The organism is Streptomyces sp. NPDC030840 (assembly GCF_055572015.1).
Genome location: NZ_JBVIEE010000006.1, coordinates 239,811 through 261,777, shown reverse-complemented (window position 1 = coordinate 261,777; position 21,967 = coordinate 239,811). Strand labels below are relative to the sequence as shown.

At 72.5% G+C, this 21,967-nt stretch carries 18 protein-coding genes and 1 pseudogene; 7 read left to right on the top strand and 12 right to left on the bottom strand.

The annotated features are described in order from the left end of the window. The first annotated feature begins 106 nt into the window (after positions 1-106). Together ACZ49J_RS16395 and ACZ49J_RS16390 are read left to right on the top strand one after the other, a co-directional pair. A complete protein-coding gene (locus tag ACZ49J_RS16395; protein WP_467453526.1) occupies positions 107-2,782 on the top strand; it encodes a cellulose binding domain-containing protein in 2,676 nt (891 codons plus the stop codon). Next, positions 2,748-2,885: pseudogene (locus ACZ49J_RS16390) on the top strand (FHA domain-containing protein); the annotation flags it as partial. The gene ACZ49J_RS16395 and the pseudogene ACZ49J_RS16390, both read left to right, overlap by 35 nt. 212 nt (positions 2,886-3,097) lie before the next feature. Here the strand turns inward: ACZ49J_RS16390 and ACZ49J_RS16385 are convergent. The 4 genes from ACZ49J_RS16385 to ACZ49J_RS16370 all read right to left on the bottom strand — a co-directional run bounded on the left by ACZ49J_RS16385 (position 3,098) and on the right by ACZ49J_RS16370 (position 6,470). After that, positions 3,098-4,963 carry a rhamnogalacturonan lyase gene (locus tag ACZ49J_RS16385; RefSeq protein WP_467453525.1) on the bottom strand — a complete coding sequence of 622 codons (1,866 nt, stop codon included), beginning with the start codon at positions 4,961-4,963 and terminating at the stop codon, positions 3,098-3,100. A 42-nt stretch (positions 4,964-5,005) separates the two neighbouring features. Continuing rightward, positions 5,006-5,317 carry a hypothetical protein gene (locus tag ACZ49J_RS16380; RefSeq protein ID WP_467453523.1) on the bottom strand — a complete coding sequence of 104 codons (312 nt, stop codon included), beginning with the start codon at positions 5,315-5,317 and terminating at the stop codon, positions 5,006-5,008. A 100-nt stretch (positions 5,318-5,417) separates the two neighbouring features. Then, positions 5,418-6,161 (bottom strand): class I SAM-dependent methyltransferase, encoded by a 744-nt coding sequence (locus ACZ49J_RS16375; RefSeq protein ID WP_467453522.1) that lies wholly within the window; start codon positions 6,159-6,161, stop codon positions 5,418-5,420. 3 nt (positions 6,162-6,164) lie between these two features. Further along, positions 6,165-6,470 carry a 4a-hydroxytetrahydrobiopterin dehydratase gene (locus ACZ49J_RS16370; RefSeq protein WP_467453520.1) on the bottom strand — a complete coding sequence of 102 codons (306 nt, stop codon included), beginning with the start codon at positions 6,468-6,470 and terminating at the stop codon, positions 6,165-6,167. A 482-nt stretch (positions 6,471-6,952) separates the two neighbouring features. On the opposite strand from ACZ49J_RS16370, the gene ACZ49J_RS16365 reads away from it, so the two are divergent. Together ACZ49J_RS16365 and ACZ49J_RS16360 are read left to right on the top strand one after the other, a co-directional pair. Beyond that, positions 6,953-7,810: a helix-turn-helix domain-containing protein gene (locus ACZ49J_RS16365; protein ID WP_467453519.1), complete on the top strand. Its 858-nt coding sequence runs from the start codon at positions 6,953-6,955 to the stop codon at positions 7,808-7,810. Positions 7,811-7,918: 108 nt separating this feature from the next. After that, entirely contained in the window at positions 7,919-8,782 is an 864-nt protein-coding gene (locus ACZ49J_RS16360) for a helix-turn-helix domain-containing protein (protein ID WP_467453518.1), read from the top strand. 198 nt (positions 8,783-8,980) lie between these two features. On the opposite strand, the gene dnaK is transcribed toward ACZ49J_RS16360, so the two are convergent. From dnaK to ACZ49J_RS16340, 4 genes are all read right to left on the bottom strand, one after another. Next, positions 8,981-10,849: a molecular chaperone DnaK gene (gene dnaK, locus ACZ49J_RS16355; protein ID WP_467453517.1), complete on the bottom strand. Its 1,869-nt coding sequence runs from the start codon at positions 10,847-10,849 to the stop codon at positions 8,981-8,983. Between the two features lie 163 nt (positions 10,850-11,012). After that, entirely contained in the window at positions 11,013-11,438 is a 426-nt protein-coding gene (locus ACZ49J_RS16350) for an OsmC family protein (RefSeq protein WP_467453516.1), read from the bottom strand. 108 nt (positions 11,439-11,546) lie between these two features. Beyond that, on the bottom strand, positions 11,547-13,631 hold the full coding sequence (locus ACZ49J_RS16345; RefSeq protein ID WP_467453692.1) for an alkaline phosphatase family protein: 2,085 nt from the start codon (positions 13,629-13,631) through the stop codon (positions 11,547-11,549). 105 nt (positions 13,632-13,736) lie between these two features. Beyond that, positions 13,737-14,171 carry a hypothetical protein gene (locus ACZ49J_RS16340; protein WP_467453515.1) on the bottom strand — a complete coding sequence of 145 codons (435 nt, stop codon included), beginning with the start codon at positions 14,169-14,171 and terminating at the stop codon, positions 13,737-13,739. Positions 14,172-14,256: 85 nt separating this feature from the next. Between ACZ49J_RS16340 and ACZ49J_RS16335 the strand changes: the two genes are divergently transcribed. Both ACZ49J_RS16335 and ACZ49J_RS16330 read left to right on the top strand, forming a co-directional pair. Then, a complete protein-coding gene (locus ACZ49J_RS16335) occupies positions 14,257-15,030 on the top strand; it encodes an MBL fold metallo-hydrolase (RefSeq protein ID WP_467453690.1) in 774 nt (257 codons plus the stop codon). Positions 15,031-15,172: 142 nt separating this feature from the next. Continuing rightward, positions 15,173-15,799, top strand: a complete 627-nt coding sequence (locus ACZ49J_RS16330) for a DedA family protein (RefSeq protein WP_467453514.1) — start codon at positions 15,173-15,175, stop codon at positions 15,797-15,799. Between the two features lie 177 nt (positions 15,800-15,976). On the opposite strand, the gene ACZ49J_RS16325 is transcribed toward ACZ49J_RS16330, so the two are convergent. From ACZ49J_RS16325 to ACZ49J_RS16310, 4 genes are all read right to left on the bottom strand, one after another. After that, positions 15,977-17,164, bottom strand: a complete 1,188-nt coding sequence (locus tag ACZ49J_RS16325) for an MBL fold metallo-hydrolase (protein ID WP_467453513.1) — start codon at positions 17,162-17,164, stop codon at positions 15,977-15,979. A 27-nt stretch (positions 17,165-17,191) separates the two neighbouring features. Next, positions 17,192-18,415 (bottom strand): aminotransferase class I/II-fold pyridoxal phosphate-dependent enzyme, encoded by a 1,224-nt coding sequence (locus ACZ49J_RS16320; protein ID WP_467453511.1) that lies wholly within the window; start codon positions 18,413-18,415, stop codon positions 17,192-17,194. Positions 18,416-18,562: 147 nt separating this feature from the next. Continuing rightward, complete coding sequence (locus ACZ49J_RS16315; protein WP_467453510.1) at positions 18,563-19,777, bottom strand: hypothetical protein; 1,215 nt, start codon at positions 19,775-19,777, stop codon at positions 18,563-18,565. A gap of 205 nt (positions 19,778-19,982) precedes the next feature. After that, positions 19,983-20,717: an ANTAR domain-containing response regulator gene (locus ACZ49J_RS16310; RefSeq protein WP_467453509.1), complete on the bottom strand. Its 735-nt coding sequence runs from the start codon at positions 20,715-20,717 to the stop codon at positions 19,983-19,985. Positions 20,718-20,829: 112 nt separating this feature from the next. On the opposite strand from ACZ49J_RS16310, the gene ACZ49J_RS16305 reads away from it, so the two are divergent. Further along, positions 20,830-21,939: a PAS domain-containing protein gene (locus tag ACZ49J_RS16305; RefSeq protein WP_467453507.1), complete on the top strand. Its 1,110-nt coding sequence runs from the start codon at positions 20,830-20,832 to the stop codon at positions 21,937-21,939. The last annotated feature ends 28 nt before the right edge of the window (positions 21,940-21,967 follow it).

Sequence of the window (21,967 nt, the reverse complement as noted above, 5' to 3'; positions counted from 1 at the left end):
GGGACCGACCGGCCGGACGGCTCCTCCTGCACTGGGGCCGTCCGGCACCTCTCGCGCACCGGTGAAAGCGCTTGCTATCCGCCCAGGCATCCCGGAAAGGACCCCCGTGCGAAGAACCCGCATCCTCACGGCCGTACTCGCCCTCGCGGCCGGACTTCTCGCGGGCAGCCCGCCCGCGCTGGCGGCGCCCGCCGAGCAGGTGCCGAACGCCGGGAAGGTGTCGATCGCGGCCGACACCTACACCTGGAAGAACGCCCGCATCGACGGCGGCGGCTTCGTCCCCGGCATCGTCTTCAACCGCAAGGAGAAGAACCTCGCGTACGCCCGCACGGACATCGGCGGCGCCTACCGCTGGGTGGAGTCCTCCAGGACGTGGACCCCGCTGCTCGACTCGGTCGGCTGGGACGACTGGGGCCACACGGGTGTCGTCAGCCTCGCCTCCGACCCGGTCGACCCGAACCGGGTGTACGCGGCCGTCGGCACGTACACCAACAGCTGGGACCCGAAGAACGGTGCCGTGCTCAGGTCCTCCGACCGGGGCGCGACCTGGCAGAAGGCCGGCCTGCCGTTCAAGCTGGGCGGCAACATGCCCGGCCGGGGGATGGGCGAGCGCCTCGCGGTCGACCCGAACAAGAACAGCGTCCTGTACCTCGGCGCGCCCAGTGGCAAGGGGCTGTGGCGGTCGACGGACTCGGGAGCCACCTGGTCGAAGGTCACGAACTTCCCCAACGCCGGCACCTACGTGCAGGACCCGACCGACACGAGCGGCTACGCGTCCGACAACCAGGGCATCGTGTGGGTCACCTTCGACGAGTCGACGGGCTCGTCCGGGAACGCCACGAAGACGATCTACATCGGGGTCGCCGACAAGGACAACGCGGTGTACCGCTCGACGGACGCGGGCGCCACCTGGTCGCGCCTCGCCGGCCAGCCCACCGGCTACCTGGCCCACAAGGGCGTCCTGGACGCGAAGAACGGCTACCTCTACCTGGCGTACAGCGACAAGGGTGGCCCCTACGACGGCGGCAAGGGCCGGCTGTGGCGGTACGCGACGGCGACCGGCACCTGGACGGACATCAGCCCGGTCGCGGAGGCCGACACGTACTACGGCTTCAGCGGCCTGACCGTCGACCGCCAGAAACCAGGCACGGTGATGGCCACGGCCTACAGCTCCTGGTGGCCGGACACCCAGATCTTCCGCTCCACGGACAGCGGCTCCACCTGGACCAAGGCGTGGGACTACACGTCGTACCCCAGCCGCTCGAACCGGTACACGATGGACGTCTCGTCCTCGCCCTGGCTGACCTGGGGCGCGAACCCGTCACCGCCCGAACAGACCCCGAAGCTGGGCTGGATGACGGAGGCGCTGGAGATCGACCCGTTCGACTCGAACCGGATGATGTACGGCACGGGCGCGACGATCTACGGCACCGAGAACCTCACGAACTGGGACAGCGGCAGCCAGTTCACGATCAGGCCGATGGTGCGGGGCCTGGAGGAGACGGCGGTCAACGACCTGGCCTCTCCCCCGTCGGGCGCCCCGCTGCTCAGCGCGCTCGGCGACGTCGGCGGCTTCCGCCACACGGACCTGACGAAGGTCCCCTCGATGATGTACACGTCCCCGAACTTCACGACGACCACGAGTCTGGACTACGCGGAGACGAACCCCAACACGGTGGTCCGCGTCGGCAACCTGGACTCCGGCCCGCACATCGCGTTCTCGACGGACAACGGCGCCAACTGGTTCGCCGGAACGGACCCGTCGGGCGTCAGCGAGGGCGGAACGGTCGCCGCGGCCTCGGACGGCAGCCGCTTCGTGTGGAGCCCGACGGGTACGGGGGTGCAGTACACGACAGGCTTCGGCACCTCGTGGTCGGCGTCGAGCGGTATCCCCGCCGGTGCGATCGTCGAGTCCGACCGGGTCGACCCGAAGACCTTCTACGGCTTCAAGTCCGGGAGGTTCTACGTCAGTACGGACGGCGGCGCGACGTTCACGGCCTCCTCGGCCACCGGCCTCCCGAGCGGCGACAGCGTCCGTTTCAAGGCGCTGCCCGGCGCGAAGGGCGACATCTGGCTGGCGGGCGGCGCGACCGACGGGGCGTACGGCCTGTGGCACTCGACGAACGGCGGCGCGAGCTTCACCAGGCTCTCGAACGTCGAGCAGGCCGACACGATCGGCTTCGGCAAGGCGGCGACGGGTGCCTCGTACCAGACCCTCTACACCAGCGCCAAGATCGGTGGCGTCCGCGGCATCTTCCGCTCCACGGACAAGGGCGCGACCTGGACCCGCGTCAACGACGACGCCCACCAGTGGGGCTGGACGGGCGCCGCGATCACGGGTGACCCGCGGGTCTACGGGCGGGTGTACGTGTCGACGAACGGGCGCGGGGTCGTCTACGGCGACACCTCGGCCTCGGGCGGCGGCGAAACGGACCCCGAGCCGGACCCGCAGGAGCCGACGGGCGCCTGCGCCGTGACCTACAAGGTCACCAGCCAGTGGCCGGGCGGCTTCCAGGCGGACGTCAAGCTCACCAACACGGGCAAGAGCGCGTGGTCCGGCTGGTCGCTGAACTGGTCCTTCCCGAACGGCCAGACCGTCTCCCAGGCGTGGAACGCCGAGTACACGCAGTCGGGTTCGGGGGTGACGGCGAAGAACGTGGGCTGGAACGGCAACGTGGCGGCGGGCTCGTCGGTGAGTTTCGGTTTCACGGGGAGCTGGTCGGGCTCGAACACGAAACCGGCCACCTTCAGACTCGGTGATCAGACCTGCGCCGTGGACTGACGCTGGTTCTTCGCCCCCGCCGCCCCTACCCGTCCCATCCCCAGGGGCGCTGCCCCTTCGACCCCACTCGGGGCTCCGCCCCGGACCCCGATATCAGGGGCCGGCCCCCGGACCCCCGCTCCTCAAACGCCGGAGGGGCTGATGAATCAGCCCCTCCGGCGTTTGAGGACGAGGCCGTCAGGCCGACAAGCGGGGGTGTGGGGGCGCAGGCCCCAGGGGACGGATGGGGGTCCCCCCGCTCGAGCGAAGCCGAGAGTGGGGGAGGGTAGGGGCGGCGGGGGCGAACCACCCGCCGCCCGCTCGCCCTCTCGCTCGCTACGGCGTGTACACCGTCGGCCGCGGCGCCGTCGGCATGCCGTTTCCGATGAAGAAGCCGGTGTGCGGCGGCTGGTTGTAGGCAGTGTTCTGCCAGGCCAGCCCCGTGCGGTACATCGTGTCGTGCAGCAGGGTCGTGATCCTCGTACTCGTCTCGTACGGCGTCGAGTAGATCCGCAGCGCCGTGTTGTCACTGGTACGCCAGACGACCTCCTCGCGCCAGTCGCCCAGGTTGTCGCCGGAGAGGGCGGGTGTGGACTTGGTGCCGTTGTTGGAGGAGACGCCGGAGCCGGTCAGCAGGCGGCTGTCGGAGGACGTGCCGTACTTGTCGACGCGGGTGCCGTCGAGGAGTTCGCGGACCGTGTCACCGTCCCACCAGGACAGGAAGTTGGCGGAGGACGGCTCGCGGCCCTTGGTGGCGCCGGCCTCGTCGCGGATCGACGTGTCGGAGGCCGACCACATCTCGGGGCCGTCGTTGCCGGCGTGGATGTCACCGGCCACTCCCCGGCCGTTGTCGCAGCACGCGGCCAGCTGCCAGCGGACCGCTCCGTTGGCCGGGTTGACGTACAGCTCGGCGGGCTGGGACGTCGACTCGGAGACCTTGAAGTACTCGAGGCCCGGCGTCGACGGATCCAGGTCGCCCAGGTGCTGGGCGTCGCCGTGGCCCGTCTTCGTGGTCCACAGGCCGTAACCGTTGTCGTCGACGGCCATCGCGCCGTACACGATCTCGTCCTTGCCGTCGTTGTCGACGTCCCCGACGGACAGGCTGTGCGAGCCCTGGCCGTCGAAGCCCTTGCCGCTGTTGGTGGAGGAGGTGGTGTCGAAGGTCCAGCGGCGAGTGAAGCCGCCGCCCCGCCAGTCCCAGGCCGCTATCACCGTACGGGTGTAGTAGCCGCGGGCCATGATCAGGGACGGGCGGGCGCCGTCCAGGTAGGCCGTGCCCGCGAGGAAGCGGTCCACGCGGTTGCCGTACGAGTCGCCCCAGGACGAGACCGTGCCGCGGGCCGGGACGTAGTCGACGCTCTGCATCGCCTTGCCCGTCTGGCCGTTGAACATCGTCAGGTACTCGGGGCCGGACAGGACGTATCCGCTGGAGTTGCGGTGGTCGGCGGACGCACTGCCGATCACCGCGCCCGTGCCGTCCTTCGTGCCGTCCGCCGTCTTCATGGCGACCTCGGCCTTGCCGTCGCCGTCGTAGTCGTACGCCTGGAACTGGGTGTAGTGGGCGCCCGAGCGGATGTTGCGGCCCAGGTCGATGCGCCACAGGCGGGTGCCGTCGAGCTTGATGCCGTCGACGATCGTGTTGCCGGTGTAGCCGGACTGGGAGTTGTCCTTGGCGTTGGTGGGCTGCCATTTGAGGACGAAGTCGAGGGCGCCGTCACCGTCGAGGTCGGCGACGGAGGCGTCGTTGGCCTCGTAGGTGTAGGCGACGCCGTCGGGGGTCGTGCCGCCGGCGGGCGCGGAGAGGGCCACGTCCTTGTAGCCCGTGCGGAACTGGACCGCGTGAACCGAGTCGCCCTGCTCCACGCCGTTCACGATCGCGCGGACCGTGTAGTCGGCCTGGGCGGGCGCACCGGAGTGGAAGTAGTTGGTGGAGCCGGTGACCGGTGTGGAGTTGACCTTCGTGCCGGCCCGGTAGACGTTGAACGACACGTTGTCGGGGTCGGTGCCGAGCCAGCGCCAGCTGACCAGGTTGCCGCTGCCGGTGTGCACGCTCACCACGCCCCGGTCGAGCTTCTCGACCTGCCGGGCGGTGGCGGCCTCGGCCGAGTCGACCGTGAACGTGGTGAGTCCGGCGGCGGCGAGGACGGCGGCCGCCGGCATGGTCAGGAGCTTGCGTCTGCGGTGCCTGTGCGGGTGTTGCACGTGGATACCTCCCGGTGGGGGGACAGACGGGTGTCTGTCCCCTCAGTTGCCGCTGGTGCGGGGGGAGTTGCCGGGGGTTCCGATACCCGGCGCAAGGCCGGCCGCCGGGTACGGCCGGTACGGCCGGTACGGCGGGTACAGCCGGTACGGCGGGTACAGCCAGTACGGCGGGTACAGCCAGTACGGCGGGTACAGCCAGTACGGCGGGTACAGCGGGCACAGCCGGTACGGCGGGTACAGCGGGCACAGCCGGTACGGCGGGTACGGCGGGCACAGCCGGTACGGCGGGTACGCCGGCACGGCGGGCACAGCCGGCACGGCGGGCACAGCCGGCACGGCGGGCACAGCCGGCACGGCGGGTACGCCGGCACGACGGGTACGGCGGGCTCCCGTTCACCATCGAACCGACTGCGCCGGGCTCCGCGGTTCGGCGTCCGGCGCGCGGGACCGGCCGTCAGCCGCCGGTCCTGACGAAGGCGCGCAGGGAGAATTCCGGGTCCGGGCGCGGACGGTCCTGGTCGGGCAGGGCCGCGAGACGCGCCGCGTAGTGGTCGGCGCGCGGGTCGCCGGGAGGCAGCGTGACGAACCAGCCGCGCCGCAGGTCGGTGAGGGCGCGCCGAGGGCTGCGGCCCTGTCCGCGGCCCGGGAAGCGCGCCTGCCCGGCCGGGCGCAGCCCGTGCCCCGCGGCGTACTCCTCGACGGCCGCGGCGGCGTCCAGGACCGGGGTGCGGGGGCGGGTGGCGAGCACGGCGTCGATGTCGCTGCCCACGTTGTGGGAGGCGGCCTTGTCGACGGTGGTGACGTACACCCCGCCGGGGCGCAGCACGCGGGCGCATTCGGAGACGACGGCCCGGACATCGTCCGGGCCGTCGACGAGGTGCAGCAGCCACACGCTCGTCACCGCGTCGAACGTTCCGTCGGGAAAGGGGAGTTGACGGCTGTCGGCGAGCACGACGGTGCCCGGCAGCCGGTCGGCGGCCCGGCGGGCCATCCCGTACGTCAGGTCGACTCCGGTCACCCGCAGGCCGGGCCGGGCGGCGAACCGTCTGGTCACGATGCCGGTGCCGCAGGCGACGTCGAGCAGGCTGCGCGCGCCCTCGGGCACGAGGCTCAGTACGGCTTGGGCGGCCGCCTCCGCGCGGGGCTCTCCTCCGCGCAGGACGTCGTACCGCTCGGCCTCCTTGTCGTAGTCCAGCACCGCTCAGCTCGCACCGTGGCCAGGGGCGAGTTCTTCGACCCGGCGGGCGAGCTCGAAGTCGCGCTCGGTGACGGCGCCGCCCACGCTGTGGGTGTTCACGGTGAGCGAGACGGTGTTGTAGCCGAGGGTGAGGTCGGAGTGGTGGTCGAGCTCCTCCTGGACCTGGGCGATGTGCACGACCATGGCGGTCGCCGCGAAGTGTGAGCCGAGCCGGTAGGAGCGGGTGATCCGGTCGCCGTCCAGCGACCAGCCGGGCAGCTCCGCCAGCCGGTCCTCGATCTCCTTCTGCGACAGGGGTTCGAGAGGCATGAGCACGCTCCTTCCGTGACGTCGTGGCTCCCTACTCAGCCTGCCACAGACCGGCCACCGAGTCCCTGGTCAGGTGGGGTGGGGGCCAGGGCCCCGGGTCCGTTCCTCGCCCCCGCCGCCCCTTCCCGTCCCCGATTCCGGGGGCTCCGCCCCCAGACCCCGTGGGGGTGTCTGGGGTGGGTGGGTCGTGCGCGGGTGGGTGGGAGCTGATCGCGCAGTTCCCCGCGCCCCTGAAAGCCCGCCGACGAAGCCCCGAAGCCTCGCTGTGCGGCGCCCGGGGCGGACCCCCGCCCCGGGGCCAGGGCAGAGCCCCGCGTTTCTGGGGGTCCAGGGGGCGTAGCCCCCTTGGCCGGGGTTGCAGGTGCGGAGCCCCTGGGGATGGGACGGGTAGGGGCGGCGGGGGCGGCAATCCCCGGCCCCCGCCACCAATCACCCGCGCCCCACGGTCAGTCCACCCGCTTCCCCTCCGTTACGGTCCTGGTATGGCCACTGTCGCGTCCGGCGCCGCCGACCTCCCGGTACCTCCTCCCGACAAGGGCATCGGCCCCCTCCTCCGCGGCTGGCGGGAGGTGCGCAAGGTGAGTCAGCTGGATCTCGCGCTCCGGGCCGGTTCCTCGGCCCGGCACATCAGCTTCGTGGAGACGGGCCGCTCCCGTCCGAGCGAGGAGATGGTGCTGCGTCTGGCCGAACACCTCGACGTGCCGGTGCGGGAGCGCAACGCGCTGCTCCTGGCGGCCGGTTACGCCCCCCGCTACCCGGAGACCCCGCTCGACGACCCCTCGATGGACGCGCTCAGGGAAGGCATGGAACGTCTGATCCGGGGCTACGAGCCGTACCCGGCCCTGATCGTCGACGCGGCGTACGACGTGCTCGCCGCGAACCGGGGCGTCGCCATGCTCCTGGAGGGCGTCCCGGCCGCCCTCCTCAGACCCCCGCTGAACGTGATGCGCCTGACCCTCCACCCCGAGGGCCTGGCCCCGCGCATCCACAACCTCCGTGCGTGGCGCGGCCATCTGATCGACCAGATGACCCGCCAGATCGCCCTCCACCGCTCGGCCGCGCTCCGGGACCTGTACGAGGAGGTCACGGCCTATCCCGCCCCGGACCCCGGCGAAGTCAGTGAGCCCGACGGGACCGACGGACCCGACGGGGCCGGCGCCCCGCCCGCGTACTTCGCACTCCCGTTGCGTATCGAGCACGACGGTCAGGTGCTGAGCTTCGTGTCGTCGATCTCCACCTTCAACACCCCGATGGACGTCACGGTCGCCGAGCTGGCCATCGAAACCCTGCTCCCAGCGGACCCCGCAACCGCCAAGTATCTTCAGCTTCAAGTGAATTGAGCTACTGTCACCGGGACCACAGCATCATCTCCGACCGTCCGACCCCATGAGTGTTCGCGTGAAACATGACACACTGTCCGTGTACCTCGGCGCGTGGGGAGGCGTGGCGTGAGTGAGCGGCGGGCCGCGCCCACCGTGGGCCAGGTGGTGCTCGGGCGGCGGTTGCAGGAGTTGCGGGAGACCGCCGGGCTGAGGCGGGAAGAGGCGGCGCGAGTCCTCAGAGTGGCCCCGGCGACGGTGCGGCGCATGGAGACGGCCGAGGTCGCGCTCAAGATTCCGTACGTCCAGGTGCTGCTGACCACGTACGGCGTGGCGGAGAGGGACGTCGCCGCCTTCGTGACGCTCGCCGAGGAGGCCAACCAGCCCGGCTGGTGGCAGCGTTACCACGACGTACTGCCCGAGTGGTTCAGCCTGCACGTCAGCCTGGAGGGCGCGGCTCGGGTGATCCGGCAGTACGAGCCGCACTACGTGCCCGGCATACTCCAGACCGAGGAGTACGCGCGCGCCGTCCTGGAGGCCGGGACGGTCGGACGCAGCGGGCCGGAGTCGATCGAACGGCACGTGTCGCTGCGCATGGCCCGGCAGAAGCTCCTGACCCGCGCGAACCCACCGCATCTGTGGGTGATCATGGACGAGACGGCGCTGAGACGCCCGGTGAGCATCCGGCCCGAGGTGATGCGTCAGCAGTTCGACCGGCTCCTCGACGCGGTGGAACGGGACCATGTCACGCTCCAGGTAGCGGAGTTCGAGGCCGGCCCGCACCCGGGGACGTACGCCCCCTTCGTTCTGTTCCGCTTCGCGGAGCCCGAGCTGCCGGACATGGTGTACACCGAGTACCTCACCGGCGCCCTCTACCTCGACTCGCGGCCCGAGGTGGCCACGCACCTGGAGGTGCTGGACCACATGGCGGCCCACGCGGCCTCCGCCGACCGTACGAAGGAACTCCTGCGCGCGTACCGCGAGCGGTTCTGACTGCTCCTGTAAGGGGCGCGGGGCTGTAGTTGCCATGCGGCTCCGCCGCGTGGGCGCGCGCAACCACGACGCACAGTCAGCCGCCGACGCACCGAATCCGCAACGGCGCAACGCCTGAAGGGGCGCGGAGAACTGCGCGACAAGCCGACACGGACCGCCAGCGGCAAGACGCACCGCCCCCCCCCAACGGCGCAACGCCTAAGCAGCGCCCCCTTTCGCGTCCTTCTCGTCGTCCACGATCTCCGCGTCCACGACACCCTCGTCCTCGGCCGCGCCCTCTCGCCCGTGCGCGCCCTGCTCTCCGGCCGAACCGCCGGAGGCCGCGGCGTACATCGCCTGCCCCATCTTCTGGCTCACGGACGCGACCTTCTCCACCCCCGCGCGGAGCGCCGCCGTATCCGCCTCCTCCGACAGCAGCCGCTTCAGCTCACCGACCTCCGACTCCACTTCGGACCTGGTCTCCGCGGGCACACGCTCGCCGTTCTCCCGCAGGAACTTCTCCGTCTGGTACACGAGTTGCTCGGCCTGGTTACGGGTCTCCGCGGCCTCGCGGCGCCTGCGGTCCTCCTCCGCGTACTGTTCGGCGTCCCGCATCATGCGGTCGATGTCGTCCTTGGGGAGGGCCGAACCGCCCGTGACCGTCATCTTCTGTTCGCGCCCGGTGGCGAGGTCCTTCGCCGAGACGTGCATGATCCCGTTGGCGTCGATGTCGAACGCCACCTCGATCTGCGGCACCCCGCGCGGCGCGGGCGGCAGCCCCGTCAGGTCGAAGACGCCCAGCTTCTTGTTGTACGCGGCGATCTCACGCTCGCCCTGGTACACCTGGATGCCGACCGAGGGCTGGTTGTCGGCGGCCGTCGTGAAGATCTCCGAACGCCGTGTGGGAATCGTCGTGTTGCGTTCGATGAGTTTGGTCATGATGCCGCCCTTGGTCTCGATGCCGAGGGACAGCGGGGTGACGTCCAGCAGCAGCACGTCCTTGACGTCGCCGCGGATGACACCGGCCTGGAGGGCGGCCCCCACGGCCACGACCTCGTCCGGGTTGACGCCCTTGTGCGGTTCCTTGCCCGTCAGCTCCTTCACCAGGTCCGTCACGGCGGGCATCCGGGTGGAGCCGCCGACGAGGATCACGTGGTCGACGGCGGAGAGCTTGATGCCCGCGTCCTTGACCGCCTGGTGGAAGGGCGTACGGCAGCGGTCGAGGAGGTCCGCGGTGAGCTCCTGGAACTGGGCACGCGTCAGCTTCTCGTCCAGGTGGAGGGGGCCCTCGGCGGAAGCGGTGATGTAGGGCAGGTTGACGGTCGTCTCGGTCGAGCTCGACAGCTCGATCTTGGCCTTCTCCGCGCCCTCGCGCAGCCGCTGGACCGCCATCTTGTCGCCCGCGAGGTCGACGCCGTAGGAACCCTTGAAGCGCTTGATCAGGTACTCGACGATCCGCTGGTCCCAGTCGTCGCCGCCGAGGTGGGTGTCGCCGTTGGTGGCCTTGACCTCGATGACGCCCTCGCCGATCTCCAGCAGCGAGACGTCGAAGGTGCCGCCGCCGAGGTCGAAGACGAGGACGGTCTGCTCCTCGCCGCGGTCGAGCCCGTACGCGAGGGCCGCGGCCGTGGGCTCGTTGATGATCCGCAGGACCTTCAGGCCCGCGATCTCCCCGGCCTCCTTGGTGGCCTGGCGCTGGGCGTCGTCGAAGTAGGCGGGCACGGTGATCACCGCGTCGGTGACGTCCTCGCCGAGGTAGGACTCGGCGTCCCGCTTCAGCTTCTGCAGGACGCGCGCCGACAGTTCCTGGGGCCGGTAGCGGGTGCCGTCGATGTTCCCCTGGTCCGGGAAGTGCCAGTGCGCGTCGCCCATGTGGCGCTTGATGGAGCGGGCGGTGCGCTCCACGTTCGTCACGGCCTGCCGCTTGGCGACCTCTCCGACGAGCACCTCGCCGTTCTTGGCGAAGGCGACCACAGACGGTGTGGTCCGGGCGCCCTCCGCGTTGGCGACGACGGTCGGCTCGCCGCCCTCCAGGACGGCCACCACCGAGTTCGTCGTACCGAGATCGATTCCGACCGCACGTGCCATCGCTGTCCCCTTCCGCCGGTACTGCCAGGGATTCCGCCACGGGCTTCCTGCCTTCCAGCACAAAACTTGAGTGCCTTCTTGTCAAGGGACAGGTGTCCCGTCCGGGCCCGGACACGACGGTGCCGCGGCCCCGGAGGGACCGCGGCACCGTGAGCGCGGGCTGTCAGGAGAGCTTGGCGGAGAGCGTGATGGTCGTGCCGGTCAGGGCCTGGCTGACGGGGCAGTTCTTCTTGGCGTCCTCCGCGGCGGCGACGAAGGCGTCCTCGTCGACGCCCGGGACCGTGCCCTCGACGGTGAGGTGGATCCCGGTGATGCCCTCACCCGGCTGGAACGTCACGTCGGCGGAGGTGACGAGCTTGGTGGGCGGGGTGCCGGCACCGGCCAGACCGTGCGACAGCGCCATGGAGAAGCAGCTGGAGTGGGCGGCGGCGATCAGCTCCTCGGGGCTGGTCTTCCCGTTCGCCTGCTCGGCGCGCGACGGCCACGACACCGGCTGCTGGCCGATGCCGGAGGAGTCGAAGGTGACGACGCCGTTGCCCTCGAGCAGGTTGCCTTCCCAGACGGTGTGTGCGGAGCGCGTGGTTGCCACGGTTCTTCCTTTCACGTGTGGTCCCCTTGGCGGGGTTCCTGTTCCCCATCCGATCACACTCGGCCCCACCGCGCGGAACCGGCAAGCGGGAGTTCGATGTCCTGGTGCTCAGGCGGCCCTGCGGTCTCCCCCGCGGGCCGTCAGCGGTACCTGCGGGCCGCCGCACTCCCGCAGCCAGCGCCGCAGCACACGGTGTATGTGCTCGGCGCCGACGAGTTCCTCCCCGTTGTCGGACGGTGCCGAGAACGCGACCGGCGACAGCAGGAAGGCCAGGCCCTGGGCCCCGCCGAGGCCGCCGTGCGAGCCGATCTGCTCCTCGAAGGCGAGGACCTCGCCCTCGTCCGGGTCGTACCAGGAGTTGACCATGATGTCGGCGACGTGCGGGAAGTCGTGCGTGCGCCGTACGGCGTCGGCGGCGCCCGGCCCGAAGTCGGCGAGCGGGCCGGGATGTTCGTCGGTGAGCTCGGCCACGGGTATCTCCGCGCCGTGCGCGCCGAGCACGACACCGCCGTGCTTCTCGCTGCCGACGAGGAGGAACCCGATGCCGGGGTGGTTGGCGAGCGTGGACAGCAGCGCGGGGTGCCGCCGGTCGATTTCCTCCTTGGTCATCCGGTGGGGCACGTCGGGGAACGACACCAGACCGAGGTTTCCGGAGGCCAGCACGATCGGCTCGGAGCGGCGCGACGGCCGGTGCTGCTCGCCGCCCTCCTCGACCGGTATGCGCAGCGCGGCCCGCACGGCCGCCCGCGCCTCGGCCCCGCTGTGGGTGCGCTGCGCCCTGCGCGGCACGGGCAGTCCGCAGCCGGCCCGGACCAGGTCGCCGAGAGTGAGGCCGTAGCGGCCGAGGAAGGTCTCGCCGGGGCTCTGGCCGTGGTCGGACAGGACGACGATGCGGTACGCGCGCGGGGCGTGCTCGGCCACCTGCGCGATCAGGGCGAGAGAACGGTCGAGCCGTTCGAGCACCTGCTCGGCGTCGCGGCTCGCGGGGCCCGAGTGGTGGGCGACCTCGTCGTACGCCACCAGGTCCGCGTAGATCGCGGCTCGGCCGGCGAGCATGTCCCCGATCACCGCGGCGACGACCACATCGCGCTCGACCACGGTCGCGAAGGCACGGATGAAGGGGTACAGCCCGCCGCGCCCCACACGCGGACGCTGCTGCCGCATCCGGGCGCGGGTGGACTGCCCGATCTCGCGGAAGACGTCCGCGACGAAGGACATGGCGGTGCGGACGGCGTTGGCGGGGTCGGAGAAGTACGTGAAGTATCCGGCACGGGACCGGTTGTCCTTCCCTCTGCGGGCCGCGATGGACAGGACGAGAGCGAGCTGTTCGGCGCCGCCGCTGAAGAGGTTGCCGCGGCTGGCGCCGTCGAGGGTGAGGAGGCCCCCGTCGCCGGTGCGCTCGACCGCACGGCGCTGGAGCTCGGCCGCGCTGGACGGCCGGTTGCAGACCATGACCTCGCGCCCGTCCTTCTCGTACCACCGGAAGGCCGGGATGTCGTGGTTGGTGCCGTGCAGGATGCCGAGCTGGCTGGCGCCGGTCTGGCTGGACCAGTCGGTGCGCCAAGGGGCGAGGCGGTGGGTGGCGGGGCCGCCGGGGCCGTGGCCGAGCCACCGGGCCACGGTGGGCATCAGGCCCTTGTCCACGGCGGCCCGCAGCACCTCGTGCCCCACGCCGTCGAGCTGGACGAACACGGTGCCGGGGCCGGCCGGTTCCGGGTGCTCGTGGGCGTGTCTGCGGCGCCGGTCGGCGAGGCGGTAGAGCCGGCGCCGGTAGGGTTCGTCGTCCCGTACGGCGAGCGCGGCGCCGGTGGCGGAGGCGACGGCGGACATGACGGCGGCCACGACCACGGCTGTCTCCGGGGCGGCCTCGCCGCGTCCGGACGGGTTGAGCCGCAGGGCGAGCAGCAGCAGCGACCCGTTCAGGAAGAACACGAGCAGCCCGAGGACGAGAGCCGGAACAAGGAGCAGCAGCCGCACCAGCAGCGGCCACACCAGGGAGGACAGCAGGCCGAAGGCCCCGGCGCCGAAGGCGGCGGTCACGGCGATCGTGGTGGCGCTGTCCCCGGTGTCGGACTGCAGCTGGAAGTCGGGCAGCGCCCCGGCGAGCGCGAGCATCGTCACGGTGGACACGGCCCACACGGCGACGCTCCGCCACAGGCCGCTCAGTACGCGTCTCCAGCGCTCGCCGACCACATCCACCTCACGTCCCGGCCCGCCCACCGCGCGGCCCCCGTCCCAGCCTGACACAAGGGCCGGGGATGTTTGTCCGGTACCGGGTGCCCGGGAGCCGGCCCGGCCTCAACGGCCGTCGTAGCCCGCCGTCGGCATGGACAGGCGACGGTGCACGCTGGCCTTCATCTGGGCGTCGTACCGGGGCTCGGCTCGGCCGACCGTCTCCACGCGCACGCCCCGGCGCGCGCACTCCGCGGTGAACGCGTCGACGTCGGTCAGTGCCCGCTCCAGGACCCGCCGGCTGGGGGCGACGAAGAGGTCGACGAGACCGGCCTCGACGTCGGACCACAGGGCGCAGTGGTCGGGACGCAGACCGCGCACGAGGAGCTCGCGCGTGATCACGTATCCGCGCTCGGCGGCCCAGAGCGCGCACATGGCGTGCTGGCTGCGGGAGTCCACCAGGAACGGGTCCGCCTCCAGCTCCTCCAGCGGAGTCAGGCCGGCGATGGCCGCGACCCGCACGACCGGCGGCATGCCGAAGGCACGCCTCACGTCTCCCATGGAGTCCCCCTCACCTCCGGGTTTCGCCGCAGACCCTACTCCTGCCCGTAGGCTCGGGGGGAGTCGCGCGAAGGAGGCAATGGAGGTGCCGGTGGAGATCACCTGGTGGGGCCATGCCACCTGCACGGTCGAGGACTCGGGCACGCGGGTGCTCACGGATCCGCTGTTCGCGCGCCGGCTCGCGCACCTGCGCAGACGCCGGGGCGCACCGCCCCCGGCCGAGGCCGCCGTGGCGGATGTGGCGCTGGTGTCGCACCTGCACGCCGACCATCTGCACGTGCCCTCGCTCGCGCGGCTCGCCCCGGGTACCCGGCTGCTGCTGCCGAGGGGCGCCTCGCGCCAGGTGCCGGGGCTGCGCAGGCTCGCCCACCTCCGGCTCACCGAGGTGGCGCCCGGGGACGAGACGCGCGTCGGTGACCTGGTCATTCGTACGGTGCCGGCGCGGCACGACGGGCGGCGGCTGCCGTTCGGGCCCCACCGGTCGCCCGCCCTCGGCTTCGTGATCGAGGGGGTCGCGCGGACCTACTTCGCCGGGGACACCGGGCTGTTCGAGTCGATGGCGAAGGAGGTCGGCCCGGTCGACGTGGCGCTGCTGCCCGTCGGCGGCTGGGGACCATTCCTCGGCCCGGGGCACCTCGACGCGGGGCGCGCGGCCCAGGCGCTCGCGCTGCTCATGCCGCGCAGTGCGGTCCCCGTGCACTACGGCACGTACTGGCCGATCGGTCTGGACGCCGTGCGCCCCCACGAATTCCACGCGCCCGGCGACGAGTTCGCCCGCCTCGCGGCCACCCACGCCCCCGAGGTGACCGTCCACCGCCCGAGTCACGGGGAGCGCGTACGGCCGGAGGTGGCACGGTGAGGCACGGGCGGTCCACGACGAAGCGGCCGTCCACACCGGCGGCGATACGTCCGGAACCGGGAGCGATACCTCCGGACCGGAGGCGTACCGTCGCGGGGAGCGGGCGGTGGGCCATGGAGCCGGTGGCTTCGGAGGTCCGCTCATGATGTTCCTGGCCGAGGCTGGCACGACGGTGTCGACGCAGTCCACCCAGCAGGCGTTCGGGTATCCGACGTTGTTCCTGCTCGTGCTGGTCGGGGCGCTGGTGCCGGTGGTGCCGACGGGCGCGCTGGTGAGTTCCGCCGCGGTGGTGGCCTTCCATCAGACGGCGCCGCTCTCGCTGCTGCTGGTGTTCGTGGTGGCGTCGTCCGCCGCGTTCGTCGGCGACATCGCGCTGTACTGGCTGGGGCGGCGCGGAATGAAGTCCAAGAACGGTTCGCGCTGGCTGGAGGCGATCCGCCGGCGCGCGCCGGAGGACCGGCTCTCCCAGGCCCAGCGGAAGCTCGACGACCACGGCGTGACCGTCCTGGTCCTGTCCCGGCTCGTGCCCGCGGGCCGCATCCCGGTGATGCTGGCCTGCCTGATGGCGAAGATGCCGCTGCGCCGCTTCGCCCGCGGCAACCTCCCGGCGTGCCTCGCCTGGGCCGTCACGTACCAGCTCATCGGCATCCTCGGCGGCTCCCTCTTCAGCGAGCCGTGGGAGGGCGTGCTGGCGGCGGTCGCGCTCACACTGCTGATCAGCGTGGCACCGAGCGTGTGGCGCAGGATGCGTGAGCGCTCCGCCGGGTGAGGGCAAGAGGCCAACAGGCCTGTGGGACCCGGACTCGTCGGACCCGGACTCGTCGGAACGGGACTCGTCGGAACGGGACTTGTGGGACCGGGACTTGTGGGACCGGGACTTGTGGGACCGGGACTTCTAGGAACGGGACTTGTAGGAACGGGACTTGTAGGAACGGGGCTGACGGGGCTACTCGAGCACCCGCGACCCGCCCACCGGCAGGTCCCACAGGTCCTCGCGTGGCAGTCCGGCCCGCTCCCAGGCCGCCCGCACCCGCGTCAGCGGTTCGAGGACCGGCTCGGCCGAGAGCACGAACGTGCCCCAGTGCATCGGGGCCATCCGGTGGGCGCCGAGATCCTGGAAGGCCCGGACCGCCTCCTCCGGGTCGCAGTGGACGTCGCTGAGCCACCACCGGGGTTCGTACGCCCCGATCGGCAGCAGCGCGAGATCGATGCCCGGGTAGCGGCTGCCGATCCGGGAGAACCAGTGGCCGTAGCCCGTGTCGCCCGCGAAGTAGACCCGGTGCCCCTCGGCGCCGGTCAGCACCCAGCCGCCCCACAGCGACCGGCAGGTGTCGGTCAGGGTGCGCTTGGACCAGTGGTGGGCCGGCACGAAGTCGAAGCGGACTCCGCCGAGTTCGGCCGCCTCCCACCAGTCCAGTTCGGTGACACGGGCGAACCGGCGGCGCCGGAACCAGCCCCCGAGTCCGGCCGGCACGAACACCGGTGTGTCGCGGGGGAGCCGGCGCAGGGTGGGCGCGTCCAGGTGGTCGTAGTGGTTGTGGCTGATGACCACCGCGTCGACGCGCGGCAGCGCGTTCCAGTCGACCCCGACGGGTGTGATCCGGTTCGGGGTGCCGAGGATGCGGCGGGACCAGACGGGATCGGTGAGGACGGTGAGGCCGCCGATCCTGATCACCCAGCTCGCGTGCCCCGCCCAGGAGACGGCCACGGTGCGGGCGTCCGTCCGGGGCAGCGGCTGCGGATCGTACGGCAGGAGCGGGACGTCGGCGAGTCCCTCGGGCCCGGGCCGCACGGCCCCCTCACGGGCGAACCGCGCGAAGGCCCGCAGTCCCGGCAGTGGCGTGGTCAGCCGGCCGGCGAAGGAGCGCGGCCAGCTCCGCTTCTCCCCCAGCGGGCGGGGCTCGGCGAGCGGACACGGCTCGGTGTGCGGGTACGTCCCGGTGCGCGCGGCCGGTGAGCCGGCCGCCGCGACCAGCTGTGCGGAGGGCGTCGTGGGACCGGCGTCCACCAGGGATCTGCCGGGGCCGCCCAGCGGTGACGTGGACGACGGCTCGCCGGCATCCTGCGCGGTGCCGCTCGTACCCGTGTCCGTACCCGTGGTCGTGGTCGTGGTCGACTCGGACTGCTGCGTCATCGAGGAGGCTCCCGTCGCTGAGCGTCGTCACGGAGATCGGAGATCGTCAAGGGCCGATCCGAACAAGGTCAACGCGCGCACCACGTGCGGCAATTCCAGCGGCTCGGGGGACGTGAGGGACTCGGTCCGCTCCTCGGCCGTCACACCGAGCAGCGGACTCGTCGGCAGCCGGACGCGCAGGGCCTCGAGGTCGTCCCCGAAGCGGTGGCCGCCGGGTGCGGGCATGCCGAGGCGGGCGGTGAGGAAGTCCTCCAGTTCCTGCGCGTCCCCGACCCCTCGTTCGGCGAGCGCCGAGCTCAACGGACCGAGGTCCGCGTACAGGTGCCGTCCGGCCCGGGGCGGCAGGGCGAGCGCCCCGGCGGCGGTGACGGCGTGGTGCGCGGCGGCTGCCACGCGCGCGTGCACCCGTACGGAGGCGGTGAGCCGGGCGGTCACCTCGGCGGGCTCGCCCAGCGCGTAGGTGGCGGCCGCGGCGACCGGCGTCGCGATACGGGCACCCAGCGCGGTGAGTACGTCGAGGACGCGGGCCCGCAGCCCGATGCCGGCCTCGGTGTCCGGGAAGCGGGCGACGGCGGCGGGCCAGCCGAGCGGGAGGAAGGGGCCGCCGAGGTCGGTGACGACGGTGACGCGGTCGGGCGCCATCTCGGCGGGGCTGAGCAGCACGGTCTCGTGCGGCTCGTGCACGGTGTCGCGCCATGTCTCGTCGCTGACCAGGTGCAGCCCCTCCGCCGCGGCCGCCTCGACGGTCTCGTGCACCAGCTCGGGAGGGGCGACGGTGGCGGTGGGGTCGTCGGCGACGCACAGCACGAGCAGACGCGGGTCCCCGCCCTCGTTCCGGACCCGGCGGACGGTCTCCAGCAGGGCGTACGGGTCGGGGATGCCGCCGCACTCGGCCGGTGTCGCCACGTGGAAGGCGGATCTTCCCAGTGTCCGGGTCTCGGGCGCCCACCAGGCGGCGCACGGCCGTGGGACCAGGACGTCACCGCCGAGCGCGGCCGTCAGCGCGAGCAACAGGGCCGGAGCCCCGGGGGCGGCGGCCGTCCTCTCGGGCGCGGTGGGCAGTCCGCGCCGCTCCCAGTAACCGCAGGCGGCGTCGAGGAGGGCGGGGCCGCCGCCGGTGGGTTCGGCGTCGGGGCGGTCCGCGGCGGCGGCGAGCCGGTCCGCGAGGCCGGGCTGAAGGGGGAGCCCCTGGTCGGGGAGGGGCGGGCCGTAGCGGACGGGGCCGTGTCCTCCCGGTTCCGTCCGCCGCATCTGTGCCTCCGCGCAGTCAGTGGTGCGTGGGCTCGGTCCGCCGGGTGCCCTGCCCGTCCCGTACGGCGCCGTGCGCTCTCTCGGCCTCCGAGTACCCACGGTCCCGCCCCGCCATGGCCGTCCGGCCGGGTTGCACAGGTCACAGGCTCAACGGTGTTTCGTCAGCCCCCGGTGGACGAGGACGCGCTGGACGGCGGCGACGAGCGCGCCCACGATGAGGAGGCAGCCGGCGACCAGGGCCGGCACGGAGTCGGTGAAGGCGCCGCCCTCACCGGCCTCGACCCCGTGCCTCATCCCGTCGGGGGCCGGGGAGGGCGCCCGGGAGCGGTCCTCGTGCGCGTCCTTGCCCTGCGGTTCGCCACCGCGCTCCACGGTGAAGGCCGCGCTCCACCGCTTGCCCTGCCCACCGGGCGCCGCCGGGCACGTACCGTCGACGCTCCACTCGGACGCCCCGGACGGCCCGGACGACCCTCCCGTCGCGTCCGGCCTGTCACCGGGCTTCCCGGCGGGGGCGATACGGGCGGTGCCCCTGTAGACGAGTCCGGAGGAGGTGTCGGATTCGGTGGCGGGAGCGGGGGCGGTACGGGGGGCTGCCCCGGGCACGCGGACCGCTGTGGCTCCGGTGAGAACCCCCAGGGTCCCGCCGACCGGCGCGGCACGGAACCCCGCTGTCAGCACTGCCGCCTCGGAAGCCGCCCTCTCGCCCTGGAACGCGGGGGGAGCCGGGACCACCGCGGAGCCGGGATCGGCCGAGGGTGCGGGGATCACCTGCGAGGGCTGGACCGTCCCGGGGTCCGGAGCCACCGGGTCCAGACCCCTGCCCGCGTCGGGGACCGCGTCGGGAGCTGCTCCGGGGGGCGCTTGAGGGGTACTGCCTGCCTCCGGGCCGTACCCTCCGGCAGGGTCGCCCCCCGTCGCCGGGTCGTTGCCGGAGGCCGGGTCGTTTCGGTAGGCGGGATCGTTGCCCGTGGACGAGTCACCGCCCGTCGCGGGGTCGTTTCCCCACGCCGGATCGCTCCCTGTTCCGGGTTCGCTGCTCGCCCCGTGCTCACGCCCCGTTCCGGTTCCTTCTCCGCCGTCGTCTCCGCCGTCTTCGCTGCCGTCGTCTCCGCTGCCTTCTCCGCCTGACACGAGCTTCAGGGCGACGGAGCCCTGTGCGAAGGCCTGCGAGCGGGCGTCGATGCTGTCGGGCGGGGTCCCGCCGGTCGGGTCGCAGGTGACGGTGACCGTGATCGTCCCGCCGGGGGCGACCGTGTGCGGGCTGACCTCCGCCGTGGGTTCCCCGGCCGCGGCTGGGGCTGCCGCGCCCAGAACGGTACCGACCAGGGCGGCGGCGGACAGAACACAGGCTCTGCGGCGCATGGGCGGGGCTCCTTCGGCCGGCGGCGACGGGCTGCGGGGCACCGCCGCGCCCCGCCCGTCCATCACAGCCCGCCGCCCGCCGCACCGCTCGCGGCCGGGCACCATTAGCGGGACGCCGGACCGCCGAGCGGGTGACCGGAGCACCGGCCCCACGGCAGCGGTACGGCCCCCCGGGCGCGGGGCCCTGTCCAGCCCGGGGCCCTGTCTAGTTCGACAACGAGACCAGTTCCTTCTCCAGCCCCCGCCCCCGCTTGTCCACCACGGCGCCCGCGACCTCCGTGAGCTTGCGGTTGGTGCCCTGGGAGATACGGCGGAGCACGCCGAACGCGGCGTCCGCGTCACAGCCCAGAACGTGCATGACGATGCCGCACGCCTGGTCGACCACGGGCCGGGAGCGCAGCGCGGCGCCCAGCTGGTCGAGTTCGATGAGCGCGGCGCGGTAGGAGCGGTCACGGACGAGGCAGGTCACCGCGAGATCGCCGAGCGCGCGGGCCGGGCCGTGCGGGGCGTCCTCCAGGGCGCCGGGCCGGAAGCTGTAGAGGCTGAGGGCCACGGTCAGCCCCGAGCGCCGGAACGGGATGGTGACGCTGGACCGTACTCCCGAGTCGAGCGCGACGGCACGGTACTCCGGCCAGCGCTCCTCGCACAGCAGATCCGCCGAGTTGACGGGCTCGCCGCGTTCCAGGGCGGCGGGGATCGGCCCGTCGCCGGAGCTGAGCTGGACCGAGACCAGTCGGGCGAGGTCCGGGTGGGTGACCGCGGCGGGTCGTTCCATGCCGCTCTCGGACACCACGCCCCCTTCCGACACTGTGCTGCTCGCGCCGCAGCACTCGCTGGTGCAACGGGCGGCCTGTTCGACGAGCTCGGACAGCCTCCTTCCGGGAAGGGCGGATTCAGGTGACTCCATGTCCAGACGACCGCGGTGCTCGGGTTCCGGCATGCCGCACGCCTCCTCTCCCCCGGCGCGTTCCCGCTCACCTGCGGGGAAAACCGTTCTCACATGTTCGTGTGCCCCCGCCCCCGTCGGGGCCCGGACACGTTACGTTCGACGCATGACGCAGACGGGCGAATTCGGTGAGGAGCTCGCGGATTTCGTACGCCGCGTCGCGGAGCTCAAAGCGGCCCGGTCGGTACCGAGAGACGATCTGCCGACGGTACTCGACGCGGCGATATTCGAACTCGACCACGTGGCCGACCAGTTGTGGCCCTGGTACGAACGGATCGCCACGTCCGGCCCGTCCGGCGGCGCCTCCGCGGACCGCCAGGAACTCCAGTTGCTGAAGGCCGTCTTCCAACGGCTGCCGCTGCCGGTCGCGTTGGTCGACCGCGAGACCGTGGTGCGCCGCCTGAACTTCGCGGCGACCTACTTCACCGGCGTGCGGGCGGGCTACGCCACAGGCCGGCCGCTGACCGGGTTCCTCGCCCACGCGGACCGGGTGGCGTTCCGCACGCAGGCCGCCGCGGTGGCACGCGGCGAGGGCGACCGCAGCCTCACCGTCCACCTCCAGCAGCGCCCCGCGGTGCCGGTGCGCGCGACGCTGACCGCGCTGCGGCCCAGCAACGAGCCGCGTACCGGCGTCCTCGTCGTCCTGCAGCCGGCGGACACCCGCGTCCCGGCCACCGGCAGTCCCGTGAGCCCGCTGCCGAACCTCAGCGAGACGACCCGGCACGCGGCGTTGATGGACCTGCTGGACACGATGACCACGGCGCTGCTCACCGTGCCCGCCGACCAGGCCCTCGACCGGGCCGCGCGCGTGCTGCACGGACGGTTCGCGGACTGGGTGGTGGCCGACGCGGGGGCCACCCGGCTCTCCCGTACGACGGTCCTCGCCCCGTCGGGCGACGAGGCGACGGCCGTGGCGGCGCAGGACCCCGCCACGTGCCCACTCGTGGTGGAGGCGGCTCGCGGTGGCTCCACGTCACTGCGGGTGCGACCCGAGGACCCCGGCGCCTTCGGACACGACTCCTCGGGCGCCCCCGTGCTCCTCCGGGCCGACGTCACCTCACTGCTGTGCGTACCTCTGGCCGCCCAGGAGGGCCCGGTCCGCGGTGTCCTCACCCTGTTCCGCTCGGGCGCCCGCCTGGCCTTCTCGATGGCGGAGGCCCAGGCGATGGACATGATGGCCAGGCACGTGGCACTGGCGATGGGAGGCGCAAAGTAAGGGGCGCGGGACGGTGCCATCCTGCGGC

Coding starts and splice junctions, on each gene's coding strand:
- ACZ49J_RS16305 (WP_467453507.1), top strand. CDS start 20,830: ATGACGCAGACGGGCGAATTCGGTGAGGAGCTCGCGGATTTCGTACGC.
- ACZ49J_RS16320 (WP_467453511.1), bottom strand. CDS start 18,415: ATGCGGCGGACGGAACCGGGAGGACACGGCCCCGTCCGCTACGGCCCG.
- ACZ49J_RS16340 (WP_467453515.1), bottom strand. CDS start 14,171: ATGGGAGACGTGAGGCGTGCCTTCGGCATGCCGCCGGTCGTGCGGGTC.
- ACZ49J_RS16330 (WP_467453514.1), top strand. CDS start 15,173: ATGATGTTCCTGGCCGAGGCTGGCACGACGGTGTCGACGCAGTCCACC.
- ACZ49J_RS16370 (WP_467453520.1), bottom strand. CDS start 6,470: ATGCCTCTCGAACCCCTGTCGCAGAAGGAGATCGAGGACCGGCTGGCG.
- ACZ49J_RS16325 (WP_467453513.1), bottom strand. CDS start 17,164: ATGACGCAGCAGTCCGAGTCGACCACGACCACGACCACGGGTACGGAC.
- dnaK (WP_467453517.1), bottom strand. CDS start 10,849: ATGGCACGTGCGGTCGGAATCGATCTCGGTACGACGAACTCGGTGGTG.
- ACZ49J_RS16315 (WP_467453510.1), bottom strand. CDS start 19,777: ATGCGCCGCAGAGCCTGTGTTCTGTCCGCCGCCGCCCTGGTCGGTACC.
- ACZ49J_RS16365 (WP_467453519.1), top strand. CDS start 6,953: ATGGCCACTGTCGCGTCCGGCGCCGCCGACCTCCCGGTACCTCCTCCC.
- ACZ49J_RS16310 (WP_467453509.1), bottom strand. CDS start 20,717: ATGCCGGAACCCGAGCACCGCGGTCGTCTGGACATGGAGTCACCTGAA.